This window comes from Mycobacterium pseudokansasii (assembly GCF_900566075.1).
Lineage (GTDB): Bacteria > Actinomycetota > Actinomycetes > Mycobacteriales > Mycobacteriaceae > Mycobacterium > Mycobacterium pseudokansasii.
On the sequence record NZ_UPHU01000001.1, the window covers coordinates 4,649,751 to 4,676,221 of the forward strand.

Here is a 26,471-nt window from a genome sequence, read left to right on the forward strand (position 1 = left end):
CTCCTCAAGTGATCGACGAATCTGCCGCGCATGGAAGTCCGCATGCTCACAACCGTTGGGGCAAAACGCCTTTGAACCCCCAAGCGCACAAGCAACGCGCCTGAAGAATTCTTGATCAGCTGCACACGAGAGTTACAGGGCCAAAACGTCCCAATCCACCCCGCAGCATGTGGCAGAGCGCTGAAGTTGGCGGACGACGGCGACGACGGGTTGTGCGAAACGACCACGCGAACTACTTGTGCAGTGGGCACAGTGCACTATTCGGACTGTCCACAGCGGGCAGCTACGACGCGGTTCGCTATGCGAGGTCGCCCCCCGTCGAACGGAACAAGGGACTCAGGCCAAGCGCGGGCCCGTGAATCGGGTCGTGTCCGGTCCGCAGCTTGCGTGGCGGCGGCTAGCTGCTACGAACTGACCATCACCTAGCGCCGTGGCACCATCCCGCTACGCGCTATCACCGTATGAATCAAGCAATGTGGGAATGCGCTACCCGCTCAAGTAGCGCCGCAACATGTCGACGGCGACCGTGATCTGGGCGGCCGGAACCCGCTCGTCGCGCCGGTGCGCCAGATTGGGATCACCGGGTCCGTAGTTGACCGCGGGGATGCCAAGCGCCGCGAAGCGCGATACGTCGGTCCACCCGTACTTCGCCCGGACCTGCCCACCGGCGGCCTCGACCAAGGCTTTAGCGGCCGGCTCCGACAGCCCGGGTAGGGCGCCCGGGGCGGCGTCGGCCTGCTCGATCTGCACGTCGAGCCCGGCGAACACCTCGTGGACATGGTGCAGGGCCGCGGCCACCGACCGGTCGGGCGCAAAGCGGTAGTTCACCGTGACCGACGCGCGATCGGGAATCACATTGCCGGCCACGCCGCCATCGACGCGCACCGCCGACAAGCCCTCGCGGTAGGTGCAACCGTCGATGTCGACGCTGCGGGCCTGGTATCGCGCCAACCGGTCCAGGACCGCGCCCAGCTTGTGAATTGCGTTGTCGCCCAACCAGGGACGCGCCGAATGGGCGCGGGTTCCGGTGGCGCTGATCACGACGCGCAGCGTGCCCTGGCAGCCGGCCTCGATATATCCGGCAGTCGGCTCGCCGAGGATGGCGACGTCGGCCGACAACCAGTCCCGCAGCTCATCTTCGATGCGACCCAAACCGTTTGCGGCAGCTTCGATTTCCTCACAGTCGTAGAACACCAACGTCAGGTCGTGCACCGGATCGGGTACGGTGGCCGCCAAGTGGAGGAAAACCGCATCACCGGACTTCATGTCGGCGGCGCCGCAGCCGTACAGCTCGCCATTCTCGAGCCTGCTGGGCAGGTTGCCGGCAGCCGGCACGGTGTCGAGGTGTCCGGCCAACAGCACCCGCGACGGCCGGTTGCGGCAGGTGCGCGCGAGCACGGCGTTGCCGTTGCGGATGATCTCCCAGCCGGTTGTCTGGGCACGCAGCGCGGCCTCCACCTCGTCGGCGATGCGGGCCTCGTTGCGCGACTCGCTGGGGATATCGACCAGCGCCGCGGTCAATTCGATCGGGTCCCCGCGTAAGTCCAGCACGCCCCCAGCCTAGAGCGGCGAGCAGACACACAATCGCACGCCCGGGCGCCCCGGGATGCGATTCGATGTCTGCTCGCGCAGGCAAGTAGCGTGTCGAGGCGTGACTGGAGCAGCAGGCATCGGCCTGGCGACCCTCGCCGCCGACGGATCGGTCCTCGACACCTGGTTCCCAGCACCGGAGCTGACGGAATCGGATAGCAGCGGAACGTCCCGGCTGGCGCTGTCCGACATTCCCTCCGAGCTGGTCGCACTGGTCGGCCGCGACGACGATCGCGGCACCGAAGTGGTCGCGGTCCGCACCGTCATCGGCTCGCTGGACGATGTCGCCGCCGACGCGTACGACGCCTACCTTCGGCTCCATCTGCTGTCGCATCGGTTGGTGGCGCCGCACGGGCTCAACGCCGGCGGCTTGTTCGGGGTATTGACGAATGTGGTGTGGACCAATCGCGGACCGTGCGCCGTCGAGGGTTTCGAAGCGGTGCGGGCCCGGCTGCGCCGCCACGGCCCGGTCACGGTCTACGGCGTCGACAAGTTCCCGCGGATGGTCGACTACGTCCTGCCCACCGGGGTTCGCATTGCCGACGCCGACCGGGTGCGGCTGGGTGCTCACCTGGCGCCGGGCACCACCGTGATGCACGAGGGCTTCGTCAACTACAACGCCGGAACCCTGGGCGCCTCAATGGTCGAGGGCCGCATCTCGGCGGGCGTGGTAGTGGGCGACGGCACTGACATCGGCGGTGGCGCGTCGATCATGGGGACCCTGTCCGGGGGTGGTACCCACGTCATTTCGATCGGCAGACGCTGCCTGCTCGGCGCCAACGCCGGGCTGGGCATCTCCCTGGGCGACGACTGCGTGGTGGAGGCCGGTCTCTACCTCACCGCCGGCACCAAGGTCACCATGCCCGACGGAACCCCGGTCAAGGCGCGCGAACTTTCCGGCCACAGCAACCTGCTGTTCCGCCGCAATTCGGTGACCGGGGCCGTCGAGGTGGTAGCCCGCGACCGGGAAGGCATCACACTTAACGAGGATCTGCACGCCAATTAGCCCTCAAATAAGCGAGCCGAATGCGGTTCCGGTTGTTTCGGGAAGCAGATAGGTGCACACCAGGCTGACCGCCACCAGAGCGGCCATCATCACGCCGACCGCCCAGCTGCCGTAGACGGCCACCAGGGTGCCGGCGACCAATGGCGGCACCGCACCCCCGGCAATGCCGGCGAGGTTGATCGACAGGGCGGTGCCGGTATAGCGGTAGCGGGTGGCGAACAGTTCGGGGAGCAGTGCGACGACGGGTCCGAAACCAGCCGCCGCGATGGCGTAAACGCCCAGGATGGCGGCTGCGAACCAGGTGCGATCGCCGGAATCGATCAGCGGCATCACCAACAGCGACCACGGGAGACCCACTGCCCACCCGACCAGCATGAGGCGCCGGCGCCCGAACCGGTCGCATAGCGCCGCCGTCGTCGACACGAACACGATGCAGGTCAGCCCGCCCAGCACCCCGACCAGCAGGATGAAGTCCCGGGAATAGCCCAGGCGGGTTTGCGCGTAGGAGGGAAGGTAGGTGCTGGCCAGATACAGGTAGCCGAAGACCGCGAGGACACAGCCCGCAGCCAGGATCAGTTCGCGGCGCTGCCGGCGCAGCACTTCCGCCAACGGAGCGGGGTGACCGGTTGCTTTCCCGGCGTCGGTCCTGGCCATCTCGGTGGCGAAGACCGGGGTCTCGCTGATCTTCAGGCGCACATACAAGGCGATGAGGACCAGCGCCGCACTCAGCAGGAACGGGATACGCCATCCCCAATGCATGAATGCGGAGCTGTCGGCTCCGAGCGTGTAGTTCACGACCAAGAAGGTGAGGCCGCTGAGCACCAGTGCGATGCCGCCGCCGATCGCGGTGAACATTCCGTAATAGCCGCGTTTGTGCGCGGGCGCGGACTCGGCGCTCAACAGCGCCGATCCGGCCCATTCACCGCCGGCGGCGAAACCCTGCAGCAGGCGCAGCATTATCAGGATCAGTGGTGCCAGCGCCCCGATCGTGGCCGTCGCCGGAACAACGCCGACGGTGACCGTCGCCACGGCCATGATCAGCAACGTGGCGACCAGGGTCTTCTTACGGCCCAGTCGGTCCCCGAAATGTCCGAACACCGCCGCACCGAGCGGCCGCGACAGAAACGCCATGGCGAATGTCCCCATCGAGGCGACGGTGGCCATCGTAGGACCGAGACCGGGGTAGAACACCGAGGGAAACACCAGCGCGGCCGCGGTGCCGTAGATGTAGAAGTCGTAGTACTCGACCGCTGAGCCGACGACGCAGGCAAGCGCCACCCGCCTCATCGGCGTTACCACCGGGCTGGGCTCACCGGTCCCGATACCGGTCACTGCGCCGCTGGCCGTCTCCGCGGTTCCGTACACGGCGATGACGATAAGCCACGAAGCCGACCGGATTCCGTTCCAGCGCCGTGAATTCACTGCCAACATGCTGAGCAATACCGAGCATGAGGATGGTCGCGAGCTCGCGGATCGCTACCCGGCCTGGCGAAACCCGTTGCGCCCCAAGATGAGCCCCGTCCGGTATGCGACGATCGTCCAGATTAAGCAACCATAGTTGACAATATGAGCACGCGGCGCTACCGTCGAATTGTCAACCATGTATGACAGCCAGGGCCGGGGTGGGCTCGACGACACGGCAACGGGGCCAACAGACCCGGTTCATTCAGCGTCGACAACGCGGGCTTTTCGAGCCGAACAGCCTCATACCGAACTGAAGGGAGTTCGACATGTCAACCGTTCGCACCTTGGCGGCGGGTGTTCTCTGCGCCCTTGGCCTTTCGCTCGCGGGCACGTTCGCCGGACCCGCTATTGCGGCGGCCGCCCCGGGGCAGCCTGTCGCGGGTCCGATGCATCCGGGCGGGTCTTCGATGAACTCCGTAGCAGGCCCGCTTCACCCGGGCCGGGGGCCGATGAACCCCGCGTCAGGTCCGATGCGCCCGGGCATGGCTCCGATGCACCCGGTGCCGCCGCCAACCCACCCGATCTATCACTACACCGATGACTTGACCCACCCGGTTTGGTCGGTCACCCATCCGTTCTGGGCACTTGTCCCCTGATCGACCCGCTGCTTTGCCCCCGGCACATCCCCCTCCCCCGCGTGCCGGGGGCAAACCCCGTTGATGCGCCGGTCGCCCCCACCGGCCCGGGGCGGGCCGCACGGGCGACTGTTCACCGCTCGAGGTGGTGCACGACGACCCGCCCGCCGTCCTTCGGCAGGAAGCCGAGTCCGCCTGCCCGTATCTTCTCCGGTGGTGCCGTGGTGGTTTCGATGGTCAAGTGGCGCAAGATGGTTCGCAGCACCACGTTCATTTCCATCTTGGCGAACGCGGCCCCCGCACAGCGCCGGGTTCCGCCCCCGAACGGAACCCAGGCAAAGGGCGACGGTTTCCCCTCGATGTAGCGTTGCGGATCGAAGCGATCAGGATCGGGGAACGTGGCGGCGTCGGCGTGGCACCGCGAAATGCTGACGACGATGGAATAGCCCTCGGGAATGATGTACTCCCCCAACTCGAACGTCGGCGCGAGCACCCGGCGACCGGAGAAGTCGATCACCGACCTGGTGCGCTGCACCTCGTAGATCGCCGCATGGCGCAGCTCGTTCTCGTCGGTGTCGGCCTCCTCGACGAGCGCCGACAACACCTCGGGCTGGCGGGTCAGCCGTTCGAACACCCAGGCCAAGGTGGTTGCGGTGGTCTCGTGTCCGGCGACCAGAAGAGTGAGCAGATCGTCCCGGACGTCCTCTCGCGACATGGGTGAACCGTCGTCGTATGCGCCGCGCAGCATCAGCGAGAGAATGTCGGCCCGGTCCTCCAACTCCGCACCCGATTTGGCGCCCGATTGGGATTTGTCGATGATTCTGTCGATGATCGTGTCGTACTTGCGCCGCCATTCCGCTAGCCGGCCCCACGGGGTGTAGCGACCATAGGTTCGGTTCGGCAGGGGCAGCGTCGACAATCGTGAACCCCACTTCGCCCACGGCACGATGACCTGGCGCAGCTCGTCGAAGTCGTCTCCCTCGGCGCCGAACACGGCGCGCAAGATCACGTTGAGGGTGATGCGCTTCATCGCCGGCAATGTCGAGAAGACCGTGCCGTCAGGCCAGTCGGCGATTTCGCGCAGTGTCTCCTGCTCGACGATCCGCTCGTAATTCCTCATGTTGCTGGCGCGGAAGGGATGCGCCAGCAACTTTCGGCGCCTGCGATGCGCTTGGCCGTCGAGCCCGAATACCGAACCCGGGCCCAACAGCCTGCTCAGGTTCGGCTGAATGGCGCCGAGCTCGTCTGTCGTGCTGGTGAATACCTTTTTTGCCAGCCTCGGGTCGGCCACGACGACCAGGTGTCCGAACACCGGGACATCGAGCTGAAAAGCACCGCCGTAACGACGTGTGAACTGCTCGGTGGCCCATCGCCGCGCCGCGAAGAACGCAATGCCCTGCAGGCCCTTGGGGACTATCCGGGGTGGTGCCGGCGGCAACTTGGCCGTCGTGATGGCGAGGCCGGCGGGGCCGGCGGGCCGGACCGGTTCACTCATGTCGGCAACCATGGGAGACGGTGATCGCGCGGCCGGCGGCTAGGGCGAGGGTCATGAACGAGGGATACCCGGCAGAATACGTCCAAAACGGTTGACAGTTTTATGAGTTTGCTATGCGCGACAGCGAGTCCCGGTTACTCGATCACCCCGCTGAGGTCGAACTCGGCCAGGGTGCGTGCCGCCAGCTCACGCAGTTGGGGCTTGGAGCAGACCTCACCGGCCTGGTAGGCGACGACGGTGATGCACATCTTGCCGCTGATCCGGACGAACACCAGCGATAGTTCGCCGTGGCGCTCGAGATGCTCCCGCGTGACCCGTTGGATCACGCCGCCGCCGAACGCGTATTCGGCTTCGGTTCCGTCCGGGCAGGCCGCCACGGCGGCCAGATCGCCGAGACTTGAACACGCCACGGGCAGATCGTCGTAGCCGAACGCGGCCTCTGCCAGCCGTTTGAGCGCCCGCTTCGGGACGTACGGCACTAGCGGGGCAAGTGGAAGCATCGGCGAGGCCACTTCGGGGGTTTCGCGCAAGGTGTTGAACACCCGCTTGATGGCCGCGCGGGTGTGCGACAAGTCGGTTGTGACCCGGCTCGGATCGACACTCACGCTCACAAACGACAGCGTGTTGGCCCGGGCGTCGTCTTCGGTCCGGTCGCTGAGCGGCACCTGCAAGGTGACCGTGCCGTTACCGGCACGCCCGCGCCCCATCCGCTCGCCGAGTTTGGCAGCCAACCCGGCAGCCAGATGGTGGCTGGTCCCGCCAAGGGCGCTGGCACGCTCATCCCACTGATCCAGATCGACGTGGATGGCGATCGCCGGCACCACGACACGTTCGTCGCCGTAGCCGCTCCCGGCGGCGACCGACCGCGACGGTGTCGACGCGGCGGCAGTCGCCTCCTCGTGGCGACGACGCCGGGCCGCTCTCGCCGCCCCGGCAAAGGCCCGGCCGACCTCGGGCGCGCCCCGCACGGTCTGCCGGGCATCCTGGGCCAGCGCCCGCAGCCGAGTGCGGGAATGCGGCGGCGGATAACCGAGGTTGCGCGTCTTGCCGATGGCCGCCTCGGCGACCGCGAGGCCTATCCCCAACCCGTCGATCAGGCAGTGCGACGCCACCAGGCTGACCGCGGTCGAGCCGTCCGTCAGCGGAAGGACGCCCAGGTGCCAGGCGGGCCCCTGCTCCGGATCGATCGGTTCCTGGGCGCGCTCGTCGATCCAGTCGCTGAGTTCACCGCGTGGACGCGGACTCTCGGCCACTTCCATCTCCGCCGGCCCCCGGTCGCAGACCCAGCGATGGCGGGCGAACGGCAGTGGCGAACGCTCGATGCGCCGCCCCAGCAATCCACAGCCGAGGTGGTGGTGGAAGCGTTTGAGTGCCTCGAAGTTGACCGGATGTTCGTATACCCACACACATTGGACGACAGCGGCCCGGTCCATGGCGCGCAGCAGCGCAAACATGGCTTGGTCCATGGACGACAGCTGATTGTCCGGCGATACTTCGCCGATGGGTGCATTGCTTTTCCGGAGCGTCTGCAGCGCTCGCGCCGGCCGTATCTGGACTGGCACTTGTCAGCCTCCGATCGATTGCGGGTTGTGTCGCCGGGCAAACACCCGTACAACGTCAACCGGTCAATGCCGGCGCCGCGCGCCGGCCCTTGCCGGCGATGGCCACCGGAATCCGTTTCCGGTCCTCTCCCGGTGCGCGGCGAACGCGGGATCAGACATTGGTCACGACGCGGTTGGCGACGGTGTTGGTGTGATCCTTGATGTAGAAGTGACCGCCGTCGAAAAACGACAACGTGAATTTGCCGTCGGTGTGGTTGGCCCACCGGTGCAGCGACCCGGCATCGACCCGGCTGTCATGCCGGCCGCCGATGACGTGGATATCGGCGCGAATGCGCACCCCGTTGCCGCAGCCGTAGCGGTTGAGCGCCTGGTAGTCGCATCGCGCCGCATTGGTCAGCAGCTCGACGAACTCCTCGTCGGCCAACAGCCTGGGGTCGGTCCCGCCCATGTCGGCAAGGTCGGCCAGCAGCTCGGTATCGCTGGTGGGTAGCTGGGGCAGATCGGCGACCGCGGATGGTACCGGGCCGGCCGACACCCACAGTTTGCGCACCGCGATACCGCGCTGTTCGGCGATCCGGGCAAATTCGAACGCCACCACCGCGCCCATGCTGTGCCCGAACAGCCGCAGCGGTGCCGCCTGGTTCCAGGGGCCCGCCTGGAACAACCCCAGGGCCAGGTCGTGGATATCTCGGGGCGCCGGATGGTTGAGCCGCTCGGCCCGCTGCGGGTACTGGACGATGAACGTGTCGCCGCCGGCGGCCAGGGCCGCCGCCAATTTCCGATAGCTGGCGGCCGCTGCTCCGGCGTGCGGGAACACCACGATGGCGCCGCGGTGAGGTTGTCGGTCCGGCCCCGGCACGCGCTTGATCCAGGGCGCGAATGTGGTTGACATGTATGTCCTTTCATCGGTCGTCAGTGGGTGCCGTGTGGGGCATCGCTTGCTGGCGGCCCGGCATTTTTCGACCGGGTCCTCCGGGGTTCTCGGTGCGCTCTGGTGTGTTGCGGGTGTCGCGTTGGACTCGCGACGGCTCCATCACCCGGCATCTGATTCGGGATCGGGTGCCGCTGCGGTCCGCGCTGGATTCGTCGCGGGCCCGCGGCAGCACCGCGCAGGCGCTGTGATCATCGGCATCGGCTGCGGCCGGTGCGACCAACACCACCGCCCCGGACCCAGTCCGCGCCAGGTGCTGCCCGCCGAGCCGCTCGAACACATCCACTGCGATTCCCTGCGCAGACGCAGTCAAAACTATGACGGGGGTAACCAAATAGCGGGCCGTCACGATCGCCTGCGGTAGGCCATCCCAGCAGCGGCCATGCTCATGACCAGCCTGCCGGGGAGGCGCCGCAGGACGTCGCGCGCGTCCTGGCCGGCGCGGCGGTGAACGCCCGTTCATCGGGTCGTCCAGATACCGCGCGGTGCCCTCTCAGCTGCGTGTTTACCGGCTGGCGCCGGCGGGTATGCAGGTCGCAACGATCTGCGTATGTGCAGACCGCGCAGCGGTTTTCGCTGATTCGCCACGTCGGCCGCTTTGGCTCGCCGGCGTTGCGTCGCCAGCCGATCCACCGGCCGGCCAAAGCTGAACATGTGGAGCTGATCATGGGGGGAGGTGGCTATGGCATTAAGGGCATTGCGTCTTGGTGCCCGGAGGTTTGGCCGGGACCAGCGTGGGTATGGACGAACCCATGGCTCGGCCGGACTGGGCCCAGGTGGGCGCGGCGGCGCTAGACCAGCCGTGCGCCGATCGGTCGCCGCGCGCGGAGGCCCGGCAAACGACCCGGCAAACAACGATGTCTGAGATGTCTGACCACCAACCGACCACCGTCGTCGACCCCGATCCGGTCGTCATCGTCGGCATGGCGATCGAAGCACCCGGTGGTGTCGACACCGCGGAGGGCTACTGGGACTTCCTGTCGCAGCGGCAGGAGGGGTTGTGCCCGCTGCCCACCGACCGGGGCTGGCCGATTGGCGACCTGCTGAACGGATCCTGCCGTGTGGGATTCAAGCGGATCCACAATTGCGGCGGTTTCTTGACCGGGGCGGCTACCTTCGACCCGGCGTTCTTCGGCATTTCGCTGCGCGAGGCCATCTCGATGGACCCGCAGCAACGGGTCGCCCTGCGAGTCGCCTGGCGAGCCCTGGAAGGCAGCGGCATCAACCCCGACGACCTGGCCGGACACGACGTCGGCTGCTACCTCGGCGCCTACCTCACTGGATACGGCCCCGACATGGCGGAGTTCTCCGGCCACAGCGGACGCTTGCTCACCGGGACCGCTTCCGGCGTGATCTCCGGCCGGATCTCCTACCTGTTGGGGCTGGCCGGCCCGGCGTTGACGATCGACTCCTCCTGCTCGTCTGCGCTGGCAGCGCTTCACGTCGCGGTGCAGGCATTGCGGGCCGGCGACTGCGACATGGCCCTGGCCGGCGGGGTCACCGTGATGGGCTCCCCCGGCTTCTTCGTCGAGTTCTCCAAGCAGCACGCCCTGTCCGACGACGGCCACTGCCGCCCCTACAGCGCCCGGGCCAGTGGCACCGTCTGGGCCGAAGGTGCGGCAATGTTTGTCCTGCAACGGAAGTCGGCTGCGCTGCGCAACGGCAGGCGAATCGTCGCAGAAGTCCGCGCCAGCGCCCTCAACCAGGACGGCCGCAGCGCAGGGCTCGCGGCCCCGTCGACTGCGGCGCAGAGCCGCCTGTTTCAGCGGGCCATGGCCCAAGCAGGGCTCGGGCCCGAGCAGATCGGCATGATCGAGGGGCACGGCACCGGCACCCGACTCGGAGATCGCACCGAATTGCAGGCGCTGGCCGAAACCTACGGCAACACCGAACCGGGTCGCGGCGCACTGCTGGGGTCGGTGAAATCCAACTTCGGCCATGCGCAGGCAGCCGCCGGCGCGCTTGGGCTGGCCAAGGTTCTGGTCGCCGCCGAGCATGGCGCTGTTCCACCCACCCTGCACGCCGCCGAGGCGAGCCGGGAAATCGATTGGGACAGGCAGGGTTTGCGACTGGCGCGGGAACTGACCCCGTGGCCGGCCGTGGACGGGCAGCGGATCGGCGCCGTCTCCGCCTTCGGCATCAGCGGCACCAATGCCCATCTCATCGTCTCGACGGCCTCGCTAGCAGGCGCCGGATAATGACCACGCACCGACTTCCCGATAACCGCGTGCCGGTGCTGCTCAGTGCACATGAAGAAGAGCTGATCGGTCAGGACGCCGCTGCAATCCTCGACTACCTCGAGTACCTCGGGACACAACCCGGAACCGACGACGTGACCCCGGCGGTGGCGGCCACGCTGCTGCGCACCCGGCGGGTGCGCCGCCACCGCGCGGTCGTGCGGGCCGCCGACCGCACTGAACTCGAGGCCGGGCTGCGCGCACTTGCCGCTGGTGAACAGCATCCGCTGGTCGCCCGGTCTTCGGAGAACGCCAAAACTCGAACCGCGTTCGCGTTCCCGGGCCAGGGCAATCAGTGGCCCTCGATGGGAGCCGTGGCGTACCAGCGCCTTCCGGCGTACCGGACGGAGGCGGACCGGTGCGCGCAAGCATTCGTCGCCGCGGGTTTGCCTTCGCCGCTGCCCTATCTGTTGGGCGAGGCACCAGCCGTGTTGGGCGAGGTGTCAGCCGGCTCGTGGGCCGGCTCGTCAGCCGACACGTCAGCCGGCTCGGACCAGGGCTGGTCGCAGATCGACATCCAGGGAGCACAATTCACCCACGCGGCAAGTCTGGCGCAGCTGTGGCGATCCTGCGGAGTGCTGCCCGACCTGACCATTGGGCACAGCCTGGGAGAGGCGGCGGCCGCCTACGTAGCCGGCACCATCACGCTGGCGGACGCGGTCGCCGTCGTGGCCGCCCGGGCCACGGTAGTCAGCCGGCTGTCGGGCCGCTACGGCATGGCGGTGCTCAGCATGGACGCCGACCAGGCTGAGCGATTGATCACCGAAACGCCTGGCTGGCTGGAACTTTCAGCAGTCAACTCGCCGTCGTCGAGTGTCGTTTCCGGGGACCGCGACGCGGTGGCCGCCATCGTGGGACGAGCCGAAAAGAACGGCATATTCGCCCGCGAGCTGACCGTTGACTATCCGGGGCACACCAGCAAGCTGGAATCTCTGCGCGACACATTGAGTGAACTGCTGCCCGCATCGCAGTTCTTCGACGCACCGGTGGAGTTCGTCAGCTCGGCTTGCGGCGACGTCGTCACACCTGGCACCGACTTCACCGACTACTGGTACCAAAACTTGCGCAACACAGTCAGATTCGATCAGGCTGCGGCAACGGCCGGGCAACGCGGCGCGAGCACGTTCGTGGAACTGTCGGCGCATCCGTCGCTGCGCTACGCACTCGCCGAACTGGCCGAAGACGCCCTGATCGTGGGTTCCGGGCGCCGCGACGAACCCGTCGTGGAGCACTTGTCCGCCAACATCGCCGCTGCCGCGGTGGCCAATCCCGGTTACCGCTGGCGCGACATCGCGGGCGTCGGCGACCAGCCGCTGCTGCGGGGTTTCCCGACCGCGCCGATGCGGGCCATACACCTGTGGGCCACCCGCGAACCGTTGCCGCCGGCACCCGGGTCGACTTTGGTGGTCGCCTACGAGCGGTGGGAGCAATTGCCGGCGCACGACCCGCGTCAGCACAACGCGGCGGACCGGCCGGCCAGCGCCGTCGCGATCGTGACGCTCGACTCGGCCGACGATCCGTTGGCGCGCCGGCTGACCGAGGCGGTCGGGGCGCATCCCGCGTGCGACCTGACGGGACCCGCCGAGGCGGAGATCGCCGTGATCATCGCACCGGCTGTGATGCAGCTGGACGCGATCGCCGCGGCCGGCCGACTCCGTAGCGATGCACGACAATTCGACTACCACCACGCGGTCGGGGCGCGCTGCCGACGGGTCTGGCTGGTCACCATCTGCGGTGAGCAGGTGGACGCCGGCGGACCGGCAGCTTTGCCGGCGCAGGCCGCGCTGGCCGCGATGCACCGCAGCGTCGGTTTCGAGTTCCCCGACCAGACATTCGCCCACCTCGACGTGCCGAGCCGGGATATCGACGAGGCCACCGCTCGCCAATGCATCGATGTCCTGCTGGACGATCACACCGAAGTCGCGGTGCGCGCCCACGATTCTGGCACCGGACTCGATTGCTTCGTCCGGACGCTGCGCGAGTCCGCCGAATCCGCACCCGAAGGCGTCGACGCAAAGGCGCTGGACCACGTGGTGATCACCGGCGGCAACGGCACCATCGGCCTGCGGTACGCCCGGCACTGCGTCGAACACGGCGCCCGGCGGGTCACGCTGTTGAGCCGCAACGGCGTCGACCGGGACGAGCTGGACCGGTTGACTGCGGGATACCCCGCGCAGGTGCACGCTCCGGCTTGCGACATCACCGACGCCGAGGCGGTGTCGGCGGTTGCCGGCGAGTACGCCGGCGACGGCGCCTCGCTGCTGATCCACGCCGCCGGCGCAGCCCGCTTCGCCCCCCATGACCAACTCGGCGACCAGGAGTGGGCAGATGTGTTCTCCGCCAAGGTAACCGGACTGATCAGGATGACCGACGCATGGCCGCTGCGGCCGGATGCGCGGATCCTGGTGTGTTCCTCAGTATCCGGAGTGTGGGGCGGCTACGGGCACGCCGGCTATGCGGCATCTAACCGGATGCTCGACACCGTGGCCGGCCGGTTGCGCGGCAACGGACTGAACTGCATGTCGGTGCGGTGGGGCTTATGGCAGGGCACCACCATCGCCGGCGCCGACGACGTCGCCCGCATTGAGCGGTCCGGCTTGATCGCCATGGACCCCGACGCCGCGATCACGACCAGTCTCGGGTGCCGTCAAGGCGACCCGCTGATTCTGGCCGCTGATTTCGACCGCCTTCGGGTGTTCTTCGAAAGCCAGGGCGCCGCAATGCCGTTCACCACGACGGCAACCACCGAACGCGACGACGATTCGGCGGCCGACAGCCACAGTCCGGACCAGCGACCGATCAGTGAGCTGGTACGCACCGAGATCGCTACGTCATTCAGTCTCGATGGTCCGGCTGCGGTCGACCTGAACGTGGCGCTGGTCGACCTCGGCGCGGACTCGATGCTGGCGCTGGACCTGCGTGACCGGTTGCGCCGATGGACCGGCCGATCGGTGCCCGCGGCCCGACTGCTCGGCGGTATCACCGGCGCCGAGCTGATCGCGATTCTGCAATCGGCACCTGGTGCGGACGGCCCAGCCGCAAGCCCGGAGCCAACCGCGGAACCCGGGTCTACCGCGAATCCCGAAAGACGAGAAAGGTTGAGATCCGCGCGTGACTGACACCCACCAAGACTTGACGTCGTTGCGCCGTGGGCTGGCCGAGCCTGACTTGGCCTGGTCCGCGTCGCCTTCCCAGGACTCACAGCAGGACTCCCGCCCCCCGCTGTCCGATGGTCAGCGCCGGCTGTGGTTCGTGCAGTCGATCGATCCGAGCAGCTCACTGCTCAACGTCTGCGCGTCCTACCGGCTGACGGGAACCGTCGACGTCGGGCGGTTGCACCGGGCGCTGGACGCCGTTGCGGTTCGGCACCCGGTGCTGCGTACCACTTATCACGCCGACGACGACGGAGATCCGTGCCCGGTGGTGCACGATGACCTGCGTCCCGGCTGGGCCCACCACGACCTCTCCGGGCTGGCCGAGCAGGCCCGTCAGTTGCGGCTGGAAGTGCTGGCGCAACGGCAGTTTCGCCGTCCCTTCGACCTGGCCACCGACTCCCCGCTGCGGGTCACCGCGGTGCGGCTGGGCGCCGACGAGCTGACGCTGTTGATCACCGCCCATCGCATCGCCTGGGATGACGGATCGTGGGGCCCGTTCTTCACCGACCTGACCCGTGCCTACGCCGACCGCGACGGCCTCGACGGCGCGACGCCGCCGGTGTCGGCCGCTACCGTCGGAACCCTCGACGAGGATCTGGCCTATTGGCGATCGTTGATGGCGGACCTGCCCGAGCCGCTGGAACTTCCGGGTGCCAACGGTTCAGCGGTGCCCAGCACCTGGCGAGCGCAACGGGTGTCGGCGCAGCTGTCCGCGGACACCGTCGACCGGGTCACGGCGCTGGCCGGCGAGTGCGAGGCCACCCCGTACCTGGTGATGCTGGCCGCATTCGCCGCGCTGATCCACCGCTACACCCATGCCACGGATTTCCTGATCGCGGCACCGGTCACGGACCGCAATGGCGGAGCCGAGAATGCGATCGGCTACTACGGCAACACCGTCGTGGTGCGAGCCCGGCCGCAGCCGCGGCAAACCTTCCGTGACCTGCTGGCCCAGACCCGCGACGTCACCACCGGGGCTTTCGCCCACCAGCGCGTCAACCTCGACTGGCTGGTGCGGGAGTCCAACCCCGACCGCCGCCACGGTGCCGACCGGATGACCCGGGTGAGCTTCGGCCTCCGCGAATCCGACGGCGGCGGCTTCTGCCCGCCCGGCGTGCAGTGCCGGTGCGGCGAGCTTTGCGGTCAATTCAGCCAGTTGCCCTTGAGTTTCACGGTCGAATTGTCCGGAACCGGGGCGCTGGTGGAAGCCGAATATCTCGTCGAGGTGCTCGATCCGCCGCTGGCCGCTCAGCTGCTCGAGCACTACGCCATCCTGCTCGACAGCGCGCTGGCCGACCCCGACACCGAGCTCAACCGGCTCTCGCTGTTCGGTGCCGCCGAGGCCGAATGGCTGCGCAAAGTCGCCACCGGCCAGGAGTTCTCGACGACACCCACCACCATGCCGGCGTTGGTGGCCGAACGCGCGGCATCCTCGCCCGACGCCGTCGCCGTCGTCCACGAGGGCCGTCAATACAGCTACCGCGAACTCAACGAGGAAGCAAACCGGTTGGCGCACTGGCTGATCGACCGGGGTATCGGCACCGAGGACCGGGTCGCCGTGCTGCTGGACAAGTCTCCCGAGCTGGTCATCACCGCCCTGGGCGTCCTCAAAGCCGGTGCCGTCTACCTGCCGGTCGACCCGACCTACCCGGAAGACCGGCTGTCCTACATCCTCGAGGACGCCGAGGCCAAACTCGTGCTGCGCGAACCGGTTACCGGCCTGGCAGGATATTCGCCGGCCGACCCGGCGCCCGACGACCTGGTCCGGCCGTTGCGGCCCGACAACACCGCCTACCTGATCTACACCTCCGGATCGACCGGGCTGCCCAAAGGAGTGCCGGTGCCGCACGCGCCGGTCACCGAATACTTCGTCTGGTTCGGCGACGAGTACCAGGTCGACGAGACCGACCGGCTGCTGCAGGTGGCCTCGCCGGGGTTCGACGTGTCCATCGCCGAGATCTTCGGGCTGCTGATCTGCGGCGGGCGGCTGGTCATTCCGCGGCCGGACGGGTTGCGCGACATCGGTTATCTGACCGATCTGCTCTACCGCGAGGGCATCACCTCGATGCATTTCGTGCCGTCGCTGCTCGGCCTGTTCCTGTCGCTGCCCGGTGTCAACCAGTGGCGCACCCTGCGCCGGGTGCCGATCGGCGGGGAGCCGCTGCCGGGCGAGGTAGCCGACAAGTTCCACGCCACCTTCGACGCGCTGTTGTACAACTTCTACGGACCGACAGAAACCGTCATCAACGCCACCAGCTATCAGGTCGAAGGCACCCAGGGAACCCGGATCGTCCCGATCGGCCGGCCCAAGATCAACACCCAGGTGTATCTGCTCGACGCTGCGCTGCAGCCCGTGCCGGTCGGGGTGATCGGCGAAATCTACATCGGCGGAACGCATATGGCCCACGGTTACCACCGCCGGCCGGCGCTGACCGCCGAACGCTTCGTCGCCGACCCGTTCACCCCCGGCGGCCGGCTGTACCGGTCCGGGGACCTGGCGCGCCGCAACGCCGACGGCGACATCGAATTCGTCGGCCGGGCCGACGAGCAGGTGAAGATCCGCGGCTTCCGCATCGAACTCGGCGAGATCGCCGCCGCCATCTCGGTCGACCCCAGCGTCGGGCAGGCGGTCGTGATCGCCACCGATCTGCCCGGGCTCGGCAAGAGTCTGGTCGGCTACGTCACCGGTTCCGACGGCGGCGCCGAAACCGTCGACGTGGACCGCATCCGGGCCCGGGTGGCCGCCGCGCTGCCGGACTACATGACCCCCGCCGCCTATGTCGTCCTCGACGAGATCCCGATCACGACGCACGGCAAGATCGACCGGGACGCCCTGCCGCAGCCCGAGATCGCATCGGCCGCCGAATATCGCGAACCCAGCACGGCGTCCGAGCGCACGGTCGCCGGCTTGTTCACCCAGTTGCTGGGCCACGACCCGGTCGGTGTGGACGACTCGTTCTTCGACCTCGGCGGGCACTCGCTGGTGGCCACCAAGCTGGTCGCCGCGATCCGCTCCGAATGCGGTGTCGAACTCGGCATCCGCGACGTCTTCGAGCTGGTGACGGTGGGGCGGCTGGCCGAACGGGTCGACCAGTTGCAGTCGGGCGCGGTCACTTTCAAGCGACCCAAGCTGGTCAAGACCTCACACGAGGGTCCGCTGCCGCTCTCGGCCGCGCAGCTGCGGACCTGGTTCGCCTACCGGATCGAGGGACCCAGCGAGGTCAACAACATCTCCTTCGCCGCCCGGTTGAGCGGGCCGTGCGATGTCGACGCGCTGGTGGCCGCCGTCGGCGACGTGGTCCGGCGGCATGAGATCCTGCGCACCACCTACACCGAAATCGACGGTGTGCCTTATCAAGTGGTCCAACCGGCCGCTGAACTACCGGTGCGGCAGGCATCCGGGGAGGGTGAGCAGTGGTTGCGGCAGCAGCTGGACACCGAGCGCCACTACAGTTTCCGGCTGGACCGCGAATGGCCGATCCGCGCCGCGGTACTGCACACCGGTGACGAGCACGTGGTGTCGTTGGTGGTGCACCACATCGCGATCGACCATTGGTCGGGCGGAGTGCTCTTCGCCGACCTGCTCACCGCCTACCGCGCTCGCCACGCCCGACAACAGCCGTCCTGGGCGCCGCTGCCGCTCCAATACGCCGATTACGCGGCCTGGCAGGGCGAGTTGTTGTCGGAGCAAGACACACAGCCCAGCATCGCCCGAGCGCAACGCGACTACTGGGTGCGCCAGCTGGAGGGCATACCCGAGGACACCGGGCTGCGGCCCGACCTTCCGCGTCCGGCGGTGCCCAGCGGCGCCGGCGACTCCGTCGAGTTCAGCATCGACGCGCACACCCGCGGCAAGCTCGCCGAGCTGTGCCGGGAACTGGGTGTCACCGAATTCATGCTGTTGCAATCGGCCGTCGCCGTGGTGCTGCACAAAGCCGGCGGCGGCGTGGACATTCCGCTGGGCATACCGATCGCGGCGCGTACCGAGCCCGAACTCGACCAACTGATCGGCTTTTTCATCAACGTCCTGGTACTGCGCAACAACTTGGACGGCAACCCGTCGCTGCGCGAGGTGCTGACCCGGGCCCGCGAAACGGCGCTGGCCGCCTACGCCCACCAGGACCTGCCGTTCGACCGGATCGTAGACGCGGTCAGCCCGGTGCGGACGCTATCGCGAAACCCGCTGTTCCAGACCGTCGTGCACGTCCGCGATCACCTGCCCGGCGAACGGGTCATCGACTCCAGCGCAGCCGGCAACACCGTATTCACCGCGCTGGAGCCGACATTCGACATCGCCCACGCCGACCTGAGCGTCAACTTCTTCGCGACCGACCAGACCTATACCGGCAACATGCTCTACCGCACCGAGCTGTATCACCGCAGCACGATCGAGCGGCTGGTCGGCTGGCTGCTGCAGATCGTCGACGCATTTGCGAACGACCTCGATCAGCGGCTGCGCGACGTGCAGTTGCTCGACGCCGAGCAGCGGCAGCGCATTCTCACCCAGTGGAGCCGCGGGCCGGAGCCGCCGCCCGAGCGCCCGCGCACGATCGCCGAGCTGCTCGAGCCCAGTCGCGGGTGGGGCACCGATCGCATCGCGCTGCGCTGCGGCGACGAGCAGCTCGACTACCCAGCGCTGCACCGCCGTTCGGACAACTTCGCCCACCTGCTCGTCGCGCGTGAGGTGGGTCCCGGTTCGCTGGTGGGCCTGTCGACGCGGCGCGGCATCGACATGGTGGTCGCGCTGGTCGGGATCATGAAAGCCGGCGCCGGCTTCTTCCCGCTGGATCCCGGTTATCCGCTGGCTCGCAAGCAGCTCATGCTCGACGACGTCGCGCCGCGGGTGGTGGTCGTAACGTCCGAAGCTCTGGACACGATGCCGGAATCGCCTGAGGTGACGTTTATTTCGCTCGACGATCCCGAGGTGCAGGAAGCTCTGGACACTGAGCCGTCAGCAGATCCGTTGCCCGCCGCACATCCCGACGACCCGATGTATCTGGTGTTCACCTCCGGGTCGACCGGCACCCCCAAGGGTGTCTTGGGCACCCACCGCGCGATGACGACCCGGCTGAACTGGCAGCTATGGAATTACCCGGTAGCCGACAACGACATCGAAGATATCCGCCTGGCCCAGGCGTCGTGGACCTTCCTCGAGGGGTGCATGGAAACCCTGGGCGGCCTCGCGGCGGGGGCCACCACGATCCTGGCCGACGACGCCGAGCACCGCGATCCCGAGGCGCTCGCCTCGCTGATCCGGCGTCACTCGGTGGCCCAGGTCACCGCGGTGCCCAGCCTGGTCACGACCATCGTCGACAGTCCCCCGCAACCGGGAGGTGCCCCCGGGCCCGACGCACTGCGGTCGCTGTATCGGCTGGTGTGTGGCGCCGAGCCGCTGACCGCGTCACTGCAGGAGCGGTTGCTGGCCAACTACGGCGGTGAAGACGGCCCGCAGTTGCTCAACAACTTCGGCGCCACCGAAACGTCCGGCGCGCTGGTCCGCGGTCCGATGACGCCGCCGGTGCCGCTGCTGGGAACCCCGATGCCCGACGCGCAGGTGTATCTGCTCGACGACGGCCTGAACCCGGTGCCGCCCGGTGTGGTCGGCGAATTGTATTACGCCGGTGGACAGTTGGTGCGTGGCTACTGGAAACGGCCGGGCCTGACGGCAGCACGGTTCGTGGCCAACCCGTACTCAAGCGAGCCGGGCGCGCGGTTCTACCGCAGCGGCGACCGGGCCCGCTGGACGCAAGACGGTCGACTCGAGTTCGTCGGCCGCACCGACCATCAGGTCAAGGTGCGCGGGTTCCGCGTCGAACTGGGCGAGGTGGAAGCCGCCTTGAAGTCCGCCGACGGGGTGGCCGTGGCGGCCGCGCGCACCTGGGACGTCGACGGCGGCACCACCTTGGCCGGCTATGTGGTGCCGCATCACCGCGCCGCCGGCGAGGAGGCGAAATCCGCGTTCGCATCGGCGGTTCGGGCCGAAGTTGCCGCGGTGCTGCCGGGCTACATGATGCCGTCGTCGATCACCGTACTCGACGAAATGCCCAAGACCGAGTCGGGCAAGCTGAACCGGCCCGGCCTGCCGCGGCCGTCGGTGAGCACCACCGGCCACCGCGAGCCGCCGAGCACCGACATCGAGCGTGCGCTGGCCGAGGTCTTCGTCGACCTGCTGCCGATCAACGAAATCGGGCGCTTCGACGACTTTTTCACCCTCGGCGGTGACAGCATCCTGTCGGTGCAGCTGGCGGCGCGGGCACGGGCTGCCGGTCTGCCGGTCAGTCCGCGGATGGTGTTCGAGAACCCGACAGTGCAGCAGCTGGCGGCCGCGCTCGAATCGGGTGCGGCAGTGGATCCGGCATCGGGTGACGCCGTCCTGGACTCCGGAGGGGCCGACGGCGCTGCCGAAGCCGATACCCACCACGCGCCGATGAGCACCTCCGGACTGTCCGCCGAGCAGCTGGCGGCAGTGACGCAGTCGTGGGGTAAGCAATGACCGCCACCGAAACCGGCACGCCCCCGGGCATCGAGGATGTGATGGCGCTGAGCCCTTTGCAGGAGGGGCTGTATTCGCTGACGGTGCTTTCCGGGCTGGCCGATGGCCCTGACGGTGACGGGCCGGCCGACGACCCGTACCTGGTCGGGATCGCCGCCGATATCGCCGGTCCGCTCGACGTCGAGCTGCTCAAGGATTGCACGGCAAAGATGTTGAGGCGCCACCCGAACCTGCGGGCCAGCTTCGTCAGCCGCGACATTCCCCGGCCTGTGCAGGTCGTGCCGTCGCGGGTCGAGCTGCCCTGGCGCCAGGTTGCCGCCAAGCCGGCGGACATCGCCAAACTGGCCGCCGCGGAACGGTCTCGGCCGTTCGACTTCGAAAAGACACCGGCGATCCGTTTCCTGCTGATCGAATTACCGGACCAGCATTGGCATCTGGTGATCACCGCGCATCACATCGTGATCGACGGGTGGTCCCTGCCGGTGTTCGCAGCGGAGATGATTGCGCTCTACGGGGCGGACGGTGACCTGGACGCGCTGCCGGTCAAGCCGCGTCCGTACCGGGACTACATCGGGTGGCTGGCCGAGCGGGATCGCTCGGCCAGCGAGCAGGTGTGGCGCGAGCACCTTGCCGGGTTGCCCGGCCCGACGCTGCTGGCGGCGTCGATGGCCACCGAAGCACCCCGGACCGGACTGCCCCGGCGCACCGAGTTACGCACCGACCGTCAGACCACCGGACGGTTGAGCGACGGTGCCCGCTCCCGCGGAATCACCGTGAACACCTTGATGCAGCTGGCCTGGGCGCTGGTGTTGTCCCGACTGACCGACCGCAACGACGTGGTGTTCGGCGTCACGGTATCGGGCCGGCCCGCCGAACTGTCCGGCGTCGAAACCATGATCGGGTTGTTCATCAACACCGTGCCGCTGCGGGTGCGGCTCGACGCGGACGTCGAAGTCGGCGCGCAATGCGTTGCGCTGCAACGGAATGCGGCGGTGCTGCGGGACCACAGCTACCTCAGCCACGCGCAGCTGCGGGCGATCGGCGGCGTCGGCGAGATGTTCGACACGCTGCTGGTCTATGAGAACTTCCCCACGGCAGGATTGGCCGAAAACGGCGAGTTGACTGCAGGCGGTGTGACATTCCGCCCGGCCGGGCTGGAGAGCGTGACGCATTTCCCGGTCGCGCTGGCCGCCCACCTCGACGACGGGGAGCTGGTCATGTTCGTCGAAGCGCTCGACGGTGCGCTGGGCGCCACCACCGGTGAGATGCTCGGCCGGCGCGTGCTGGCCACCGCCGAGCGGCTGCTGTCGAGCTGGGAGCGCCCGCTGCGCGAGGTCAGCGTGCTGTTCGACGAAGAGACCCGGCCGCTGCGCGCCCCCGGCACGGCGCCGGCCCGCCCGGCAGCAGGCTTTCACACCCGCTTCGCCGCGGTCGCACAGGCCGGTCCCGAGCAGGAGGCGCTGAGCTGGGCCGGCGGGTCCATGTCCTACGACGAGCTGGATGCGGCGGCCAACCGGCTGGCCGCAGTGCTGACCGCTCGCGGGATCGAGCCGGAAATACCAGTGGCAGTGCGGCTTTCCCGCGGCCCGCACTATGTCATCGCGCTGCTCGCGGTGCTCAAGGCCGGTGCCGTGTGCGTGCCGCTGGAACCGGGAACGCCGCCGGAACGGGTCGAGTCGATCCTGCGCCAGACCGGCGCAACCGTGGTCATCGACGAGGACATGGTTTCGTCGGCCGACGCGGAGACGCCCGAAGAGGCCGGCGATTTTCGTCCCGTCGATCTGGATTCCCGGCACGCCGCCTACGTCGTCTTCACTTCTGGGACCACCGGAGAACCCAAGGGAGTCATCGGAACCCACGCTGCGCTGGGCGCCTATGCCGACCACCACATCGACACCGTGCTGCGGCCCGCCGCCGCCCGGCTGGGGCGCCGGCTGCGTATCGCGCACGCCTGGTCGTTCGCCTTCGACGCCGCCTGGCAACCGCTGGTGGCCTTGCTCGACGGCCACACCGTGCACGTCGTCGACGAACACACCCAGCGCGACGCCGAGTCGCTGGTGCAGGCGATCGCCGAACACCGCATCGACATGATCGACACCACCCCGTCGATGTTCGCCCAACTGCGAGCCTTCGGTTTGCTCACGCGCGTGCCGTTGACGGTGCTCGCGCTGGGCGGCGAAGCCGTCGCTCCGCCGACCTGGAATATGATCCGCGACGCATGCGCGCGCAGCGGGATGGTGGCCTACAACTGCTACGGCCCTACCGAAACCACCGTCGAGGCAGTGGTCGCCGACATCACCGAGCATGCCGCGCCGTCGATCGGGTGCCCGACCCAGCACAGCCGCGCCTATGTGCTGGACTCCGCGCTGCGCCCGGTGCCCCACGGCGCAGCCGGCGAATTATATGTTGCGGGAGCACAATTGGCGCGCGGCTACCTCGGACGCCCCGGTGAGACGTCACATCGATTCATCGCCGACCCATTCGGGTCCGGGGAGCGGATGTATCGCACCGGCGACGTGGTGCGCCGCCGGCCCGACGACTCGCTGCGCTATCTGGGCCGCGCCGACGAGCAGGTGAAGATCCGCGGCTACCGGGTGGAACCAGGCGAGATCGCCGCGGCGCTGCAGGCGCACCCGGCGGTACGTCATGCCCATGTCGTGGTCCGCCAACACCAGGGCGGCGCTCGGTTGACGGCCTGCGCCGCGACCGCGAACGGCTCCGAGCCCACCGAAGCCGAGCTGCGGACCATGCTCGGGGAGCGGCTGCCGCGCTACATGGTGCCGCAGCGCATCGTCGTCGTCGACGAGATCCCGCTGACCGCCAACGGCAAGCTGGACGAGGCCGCGCTGCCCGACGTCGATGCCGGCGCTGTTGGGTCGGCACCCGAAACAGCCACGGAATCGGCGTTGGCCGAGTTGCTTTCGGAGATGTTGCAGAGCCGCGAGGTCGACGTGACAGCCGATTTCCTGGAATTGGGACTGGACAGCATCGTCGCGCTGTCGGTGGTCCAGGCGGCTCGGCGCCGCGGCATCCCACTACGCGCCCGGCTCATCCTGGAGTGCAACAACATTCGTGAACTCGCCGCCGCGATCGACTCGGAAACCACCGGTGCGGCCCGCGACAACGAGTGCAGCACCGAACCGATTCCATTGCTGCCCAACGCGATGTGGGTCTATGAATACGGCGAGCCGCGGCGGATGGGACAGGTCGAGGCCATCCGGCTGCCCCAGGACATCACCGCAGCGCAGCTGCGAGCGGCGCTGACCGCCATCGTCGACAGCCACGAAGTGCTGCGCACCCGCCTGGACCGCACCAGCATGACCCTGGTGCCCACCCCGGTCGGTGACTTCTTCGACGAGGCAGCAGTGTCCGGCAATCTGCGGGCAGCGGTCACCGAGCACGCCGGACAGGCGCTGGAAAGCCTGGACCCCGAATGTGGTTCGCTGCTGTCCGCCAGGTGGCTGCGGCCGCCGAGCGGACCGAGCGTGCTGCTTCTGGCCGGGCATGTGCTGGCGATGGACCCGGCGTCGTGGCGGGTGCTGCTCGGTGAACTCGATGCGGCCCTGCATGCGCTGGCCGGCGGCCACTCACCCGCGCCCGTTCCCGAGCACACCAGCTACCGGCGGTGGGCCCAAGCGCTCATGCGGCGCGCTGAAACCCTTGACACCATGCCGTTTTGGCTTTCCCAGCTCCAGGGTGACGACCCGGATCTGGGCGCCCGACGGGTCCGCCCCGACCGTGACCGGGCCGCTGGCCTGCTGATCCGCGCCGCAGTGACCGACACCGACATCACCGGTCGACTCTTGGCCTCGGGTGTGCCGATGTTCGACCTGCTGGTCGCGGCGGCGGCGCGGACAGTGACCCGGTGGCGGCAGCGCCGGGGTCAGCCGACCCCGGCGCCGCTGCTGGCCCTGGAAACCCACGGCCGCGCCGACTCCGTGGTGGATAGCGACGCCATCGATACCACCGACACCGTGGGCCTGCTCAGCGCGATCTATCCGCTGCGGGTGCCTGCCACCGACCCGCAACGGGTGACCGAGCAATTGGCGGCAATCCCCGGCGGCGGAATCGATTACGGGCTGCTGCGCTACCTGCGCAGCGACACCGCGGCCGCGCTCAACAGTGTTCCGGGGCCGCAGCTGCTGCTGAACTACCTGGGCCGCAGCGACGTCGACGGAGTCTCTCACGCCGGTACCGGCGTGCGCCTCGACCGTGAGCTGCTGGGCGGACTGCCGCCACTGCCCGAACCGGACCTGGCGGTGCGTCACGAACTGGTCATCATGGCCACCCTGCTGGGCTCCGCTGATCAGCAAATCTTGGTGACCCAGTGGCGTGCCCTGCCCGATATCCTCGGCGAGGCGGATCTGACTGCGCTGCAAGATCTTTGGAATGAATCTCTCGAGGAGACCGTGACATGACTACGCTGGCGGTCGTCGGCGCCGGGGCCAAGGCGGTGGCCGTCGCCGCCAAGGCGTCGGTGTTACGCGCAATGGGTGTCGACACACCTGACGTCCTCGCTGTGGAACGCACCGGGGTGGCCGCCAACTGGCAGGCCGGCGGCGGCTGGACCGACGGCGCCCAAAGCCTGGGCACCAGCCCCGAAAAAGACGTCGGCTTCCCTTACCGCTCGTCGCTGGTGCCGCGCCGCAACGCCGAACTCGACGAGCGTATGACGCGCTACAGCTGGCAGGCGTATCTGATCGCCACCGGTCAATTCGCCCAATGGATCGACCGTGGCCGCCCGGCGCCGACCCACGGCCGGTGGGGCCGGTATCTGCGCTGGGTCGCCGAGCGAATCGACATGACGGTGGTCTACGGCGAGGTCGACCGAATCGCCCTCGACGGCCGGCGCTGGGCGCTGCACACCCCGGGGCGCACCGTGCACGCCGACGGGTTGATGATCACTGGGCCCGGCCAAGCCGAACGGACCCTGCTGCCGGGCAATCCGCGGGTGCTCTCCATCGCGCAGTTCTGGCATCGCGCCGCCCAGCACGACCGGATCAGTGCCGAGCGAGTCGCGATGATCGGCGGTGGTGAAACCGCCGCGGCCATGCTCCATGAGCTGTTCCGGCACCCGATTTCGACGATCACCGTCATCTCGCCGCAGGTCACGCTATTCACCCGGGGCGAAGGCTTCTTCGAGAACTCGCTGTTCTCCGACCCGTCCGACTGGGCCGCCCTGACTCTGCCGGAACGACGCGACGCGATAGCCCGCACGGACCGCGGAGTGTTCTCGTCGAGCGTGCAGGATGCGTTGATGGCCGACGACCGGATCCGGCACCTGCGCGGCCGGGTTGCGCACGCGGTCGATCGCGACCAACAGATCCGGCTCACCCTGAGCACCGACCGGGGCACCGAGAACTTCGAAACCGTCCACGGTTTCGACCTGGTCATCGACGGCTCGGGCGTTGACGCGTTGTGGTTTACCACGCTGCTGAACCAGGATGCGCTCGACCTGCTCGAACTCGGGCTGGGCGGGCCGCTGAGTAGCGAACGCTTGCAGGAGTCGATCGGCTACGACCTCGCCGTCAACAGCGTCGCGCCGAAGCTGTTTCTGCCCGGACTGGCCGGCCTGAACCAGGGGCCCGGATTTCCCAACCTCAGCTGCCTGGGACTGCTTTCCGACCGGGTACTGGGCGCCGAGCTACCCCAAAACGACCCTTCGAGTAGGAGAAATGATGAGCACCAATCCCTTCGATGACGAGACCGGCGCCTTCGTCGTTCTGGCCAACGACGAAGAGCAGCACAGCCTGTGGCCCACATTCGTCGAGATCCCCGCCGGCTGGCGCACGGTGTACGGCGAGGCCAGCCGGGCGGATTGTCTGCAATACGTCGAGGAACACTGGACCGACATGCGGCCCAAAAGCCTGCGTGAGGCGGTCAATTCGGGGCGGTCTGGTTAGCCAAGCCAGCCGGCGCCGGCCACGCGGTGACTTCGATCCCGAATCGCGACACCTACGACA

General features: G+C 68.2%; 13 protein-coding genes. 7 read left to right on the top strand and 6 right to left on the bottom strand.

Annotation, left to right across the window (positions count from 1 at the left end; all coding sequences use genetic code 11):
• Positions 1-486: 486 nt before the first annotated feature.
• A complete protein-coding gene (dapE, locus tag EET10_RS20885; RefSeq protein ID WP_036400549.1) occupies positions 487-1,551 on the bottom strand; it encodes a succinyl-diaminopimelate desuccinylase in 1,065 nt (354 codons plus the stop codon).
• 55 nt (positions 1,552-1,606) lie between these two features.
• On the opposite strand from dapE, the gene dapD reads away from it, so the two are divergent.
• Complete coding sequence (gene dapD / locus EET10_RS20890) at positions 1,607-2,596, top strand: 2,3,4,5-tetrahydropyridine-2,6-dicarboxylate N-succinyltransferase (RefSeq protein ID WP_099187594.1); 990 nt, start codon at positions 1,607-1,609, stop codon at positions 2,594-2,596.
• A gap of 3 nt (positions 2,597-2,599) precedes the next feature.
• Here the strand turns inward: dapD and EET10_RS20895 are convergent, their stop codons facing one another.
• The 5 genes from EET10_RS20895 to EET10_RS20920 all read right to left on the bottom strand — a co-directional run bounded on the left by EET10_RS20895 (position 2,600) and on the right by EET10_RS20920 (position 8,909).
• Positions 2,600-3,883, bottom strand: a complete 1,284-nt coding sequence (locus EET10_RS20895) for an MFS transporter (RefSeq protein WP_063467042.1) — start codon at positions 3,881-3,883, stop codon at positions 2,600-2,602.
• 885 nt (positions 3,884-4,768) lie between these two features.
• Positions 4,769-6,130, bottom strand: a complete 1,362-nt coding sequence (locus EET10_RS20905; RefSeq protein ID WP_122502836.1) for a cytochrome P450 — start codon at positions 6,128-6,130, stop codon at positions 4,769-4,771.
• 134 nt (positions 6,131-6,264) lie between these two features.
• Entirely contained in the window at positions 6,265-7,596 is a 1,332-nt protein-coding gene (locus EET10_RS20910; protein ID WP_099188500.1) for a condensation domain-containing protein, read from the bottom strand.
• Positions 7,597-7,843: 247 nt separating this feature from the next.
• Positions 7,844-8,584 (bottom strand): thioesterase II family protein, encoded by a 741-nt coding sequence (locus tag EET10_RS20915; RefSeq protein WP_036400563.1) that lies wholly within the window; start codon positions 8,582-8,584, stop codon positions 7,844-7,846.
• 10 nt (positions 8,585-8,594) lie between these two features.
• Positions 8,595-8,909 carry a hypothetical protein gene (locus EET10_RS20920; protein ID WP_036400565.1) on the bottom strand — a complete coding sequence of 105 codons (315 nt, stop codon included), beginning with the start codon at positions 8,907-8,909 and terminating at the stop codon, positions 8,595-8,597.
• 580 nt (positions 8,910-9,489) lie between these two features.
• Between EET10_RS20920 and EET10_RS20925 the strand changes: the two genes are divergently transcribed.
• Genes EET10_RS20925 through EET10_RS20950 form a run of 6 tightly spaced genes read left to right on the top strand, consistent with a single transcriptional unit; the run spans position 9,490 to position 26,411 of the window.
• Complete coding sequence (locus tag EET10_RS20925) at positions 9,490-10,821, top strand: beta-ketoacyl [acyl carrier protein] synthase domain-containing protein (protein WP_036400792.1); 1,332 nt, start codon at positions 9,490-9,492, stop codon at positions 10,819-10,821.
• Complete coding sequence (gene mbtD / locus EET10_RS20930; protein WP_122502462.1) at positions 10,821-13,979, top strand: mycobactin polyketide synthase MbtD; 3,159 nt, start codon at positions 10,821-10,823, stop codon at positions 13,977-13,979. Before EET10_RS20925 ends, mbtD begins: the two co-directional genes overlap by 1 nt.
• Positions 13,972-20,508 (top strand): non-ribosomal peptide synthetase, encoded by a 6,537-nt coding sequence (locus EET10_RS20935; protein WP_122502463.1) that lies wholly within the window; start codon positions 13,972-13,974, stop codon positions 20,506-20,508. Before mbtD ends, EET10_RS20935 begins: the two co-directional genes overlap by 8 nt.
• The gene (locus tag EET10_RS20940; protein WP_122502464.1) at positions 20,505-24,926 is read left to right on the top strand and encodes a non-ribosomal peptide synthetase; all 4,422 of its coding nucleotides are present in this window, start codon (positions 20,505-20,507) and stop codon (positions 24,924-24,926) included. The genes EET10_RS20935 and EET10_RS20940 overlap by 4 nt, the downstream gene beginning before the upstream one ends.
• Positions 24,923-26,209: an NADPH-dependent L-lysine N(6)-monooxygenase MbtG gene (mbtG, locus tag EET10_RS20945; protein WP_036400567.1), complete on the top strand. Its 1,287-nt coding sequence runs from the start codon at positions 24,923-24,925 to the stop codon at positions 26,207-26,209. Before EET10_RS20940 ends, mbtG begins: the two co-directional genes overlap by 4 nt.
• Positions 26,187-26,411: an MbtH family protein gene (locus EET10_RS20950; protein WP_036400569.1), complete on the top strand. Its 225-nt coding sequence runs from the start codon at positions 26,187-26,189 to the stop codon at positions 26,409-26,411. Before mbtG ends, EET10_RS20950 begins: the two co-directional genes overlap by 23 nt.
• The last annotated feature ends 60 nt before the right edge of the window (positions 26,412-26,471 follow it).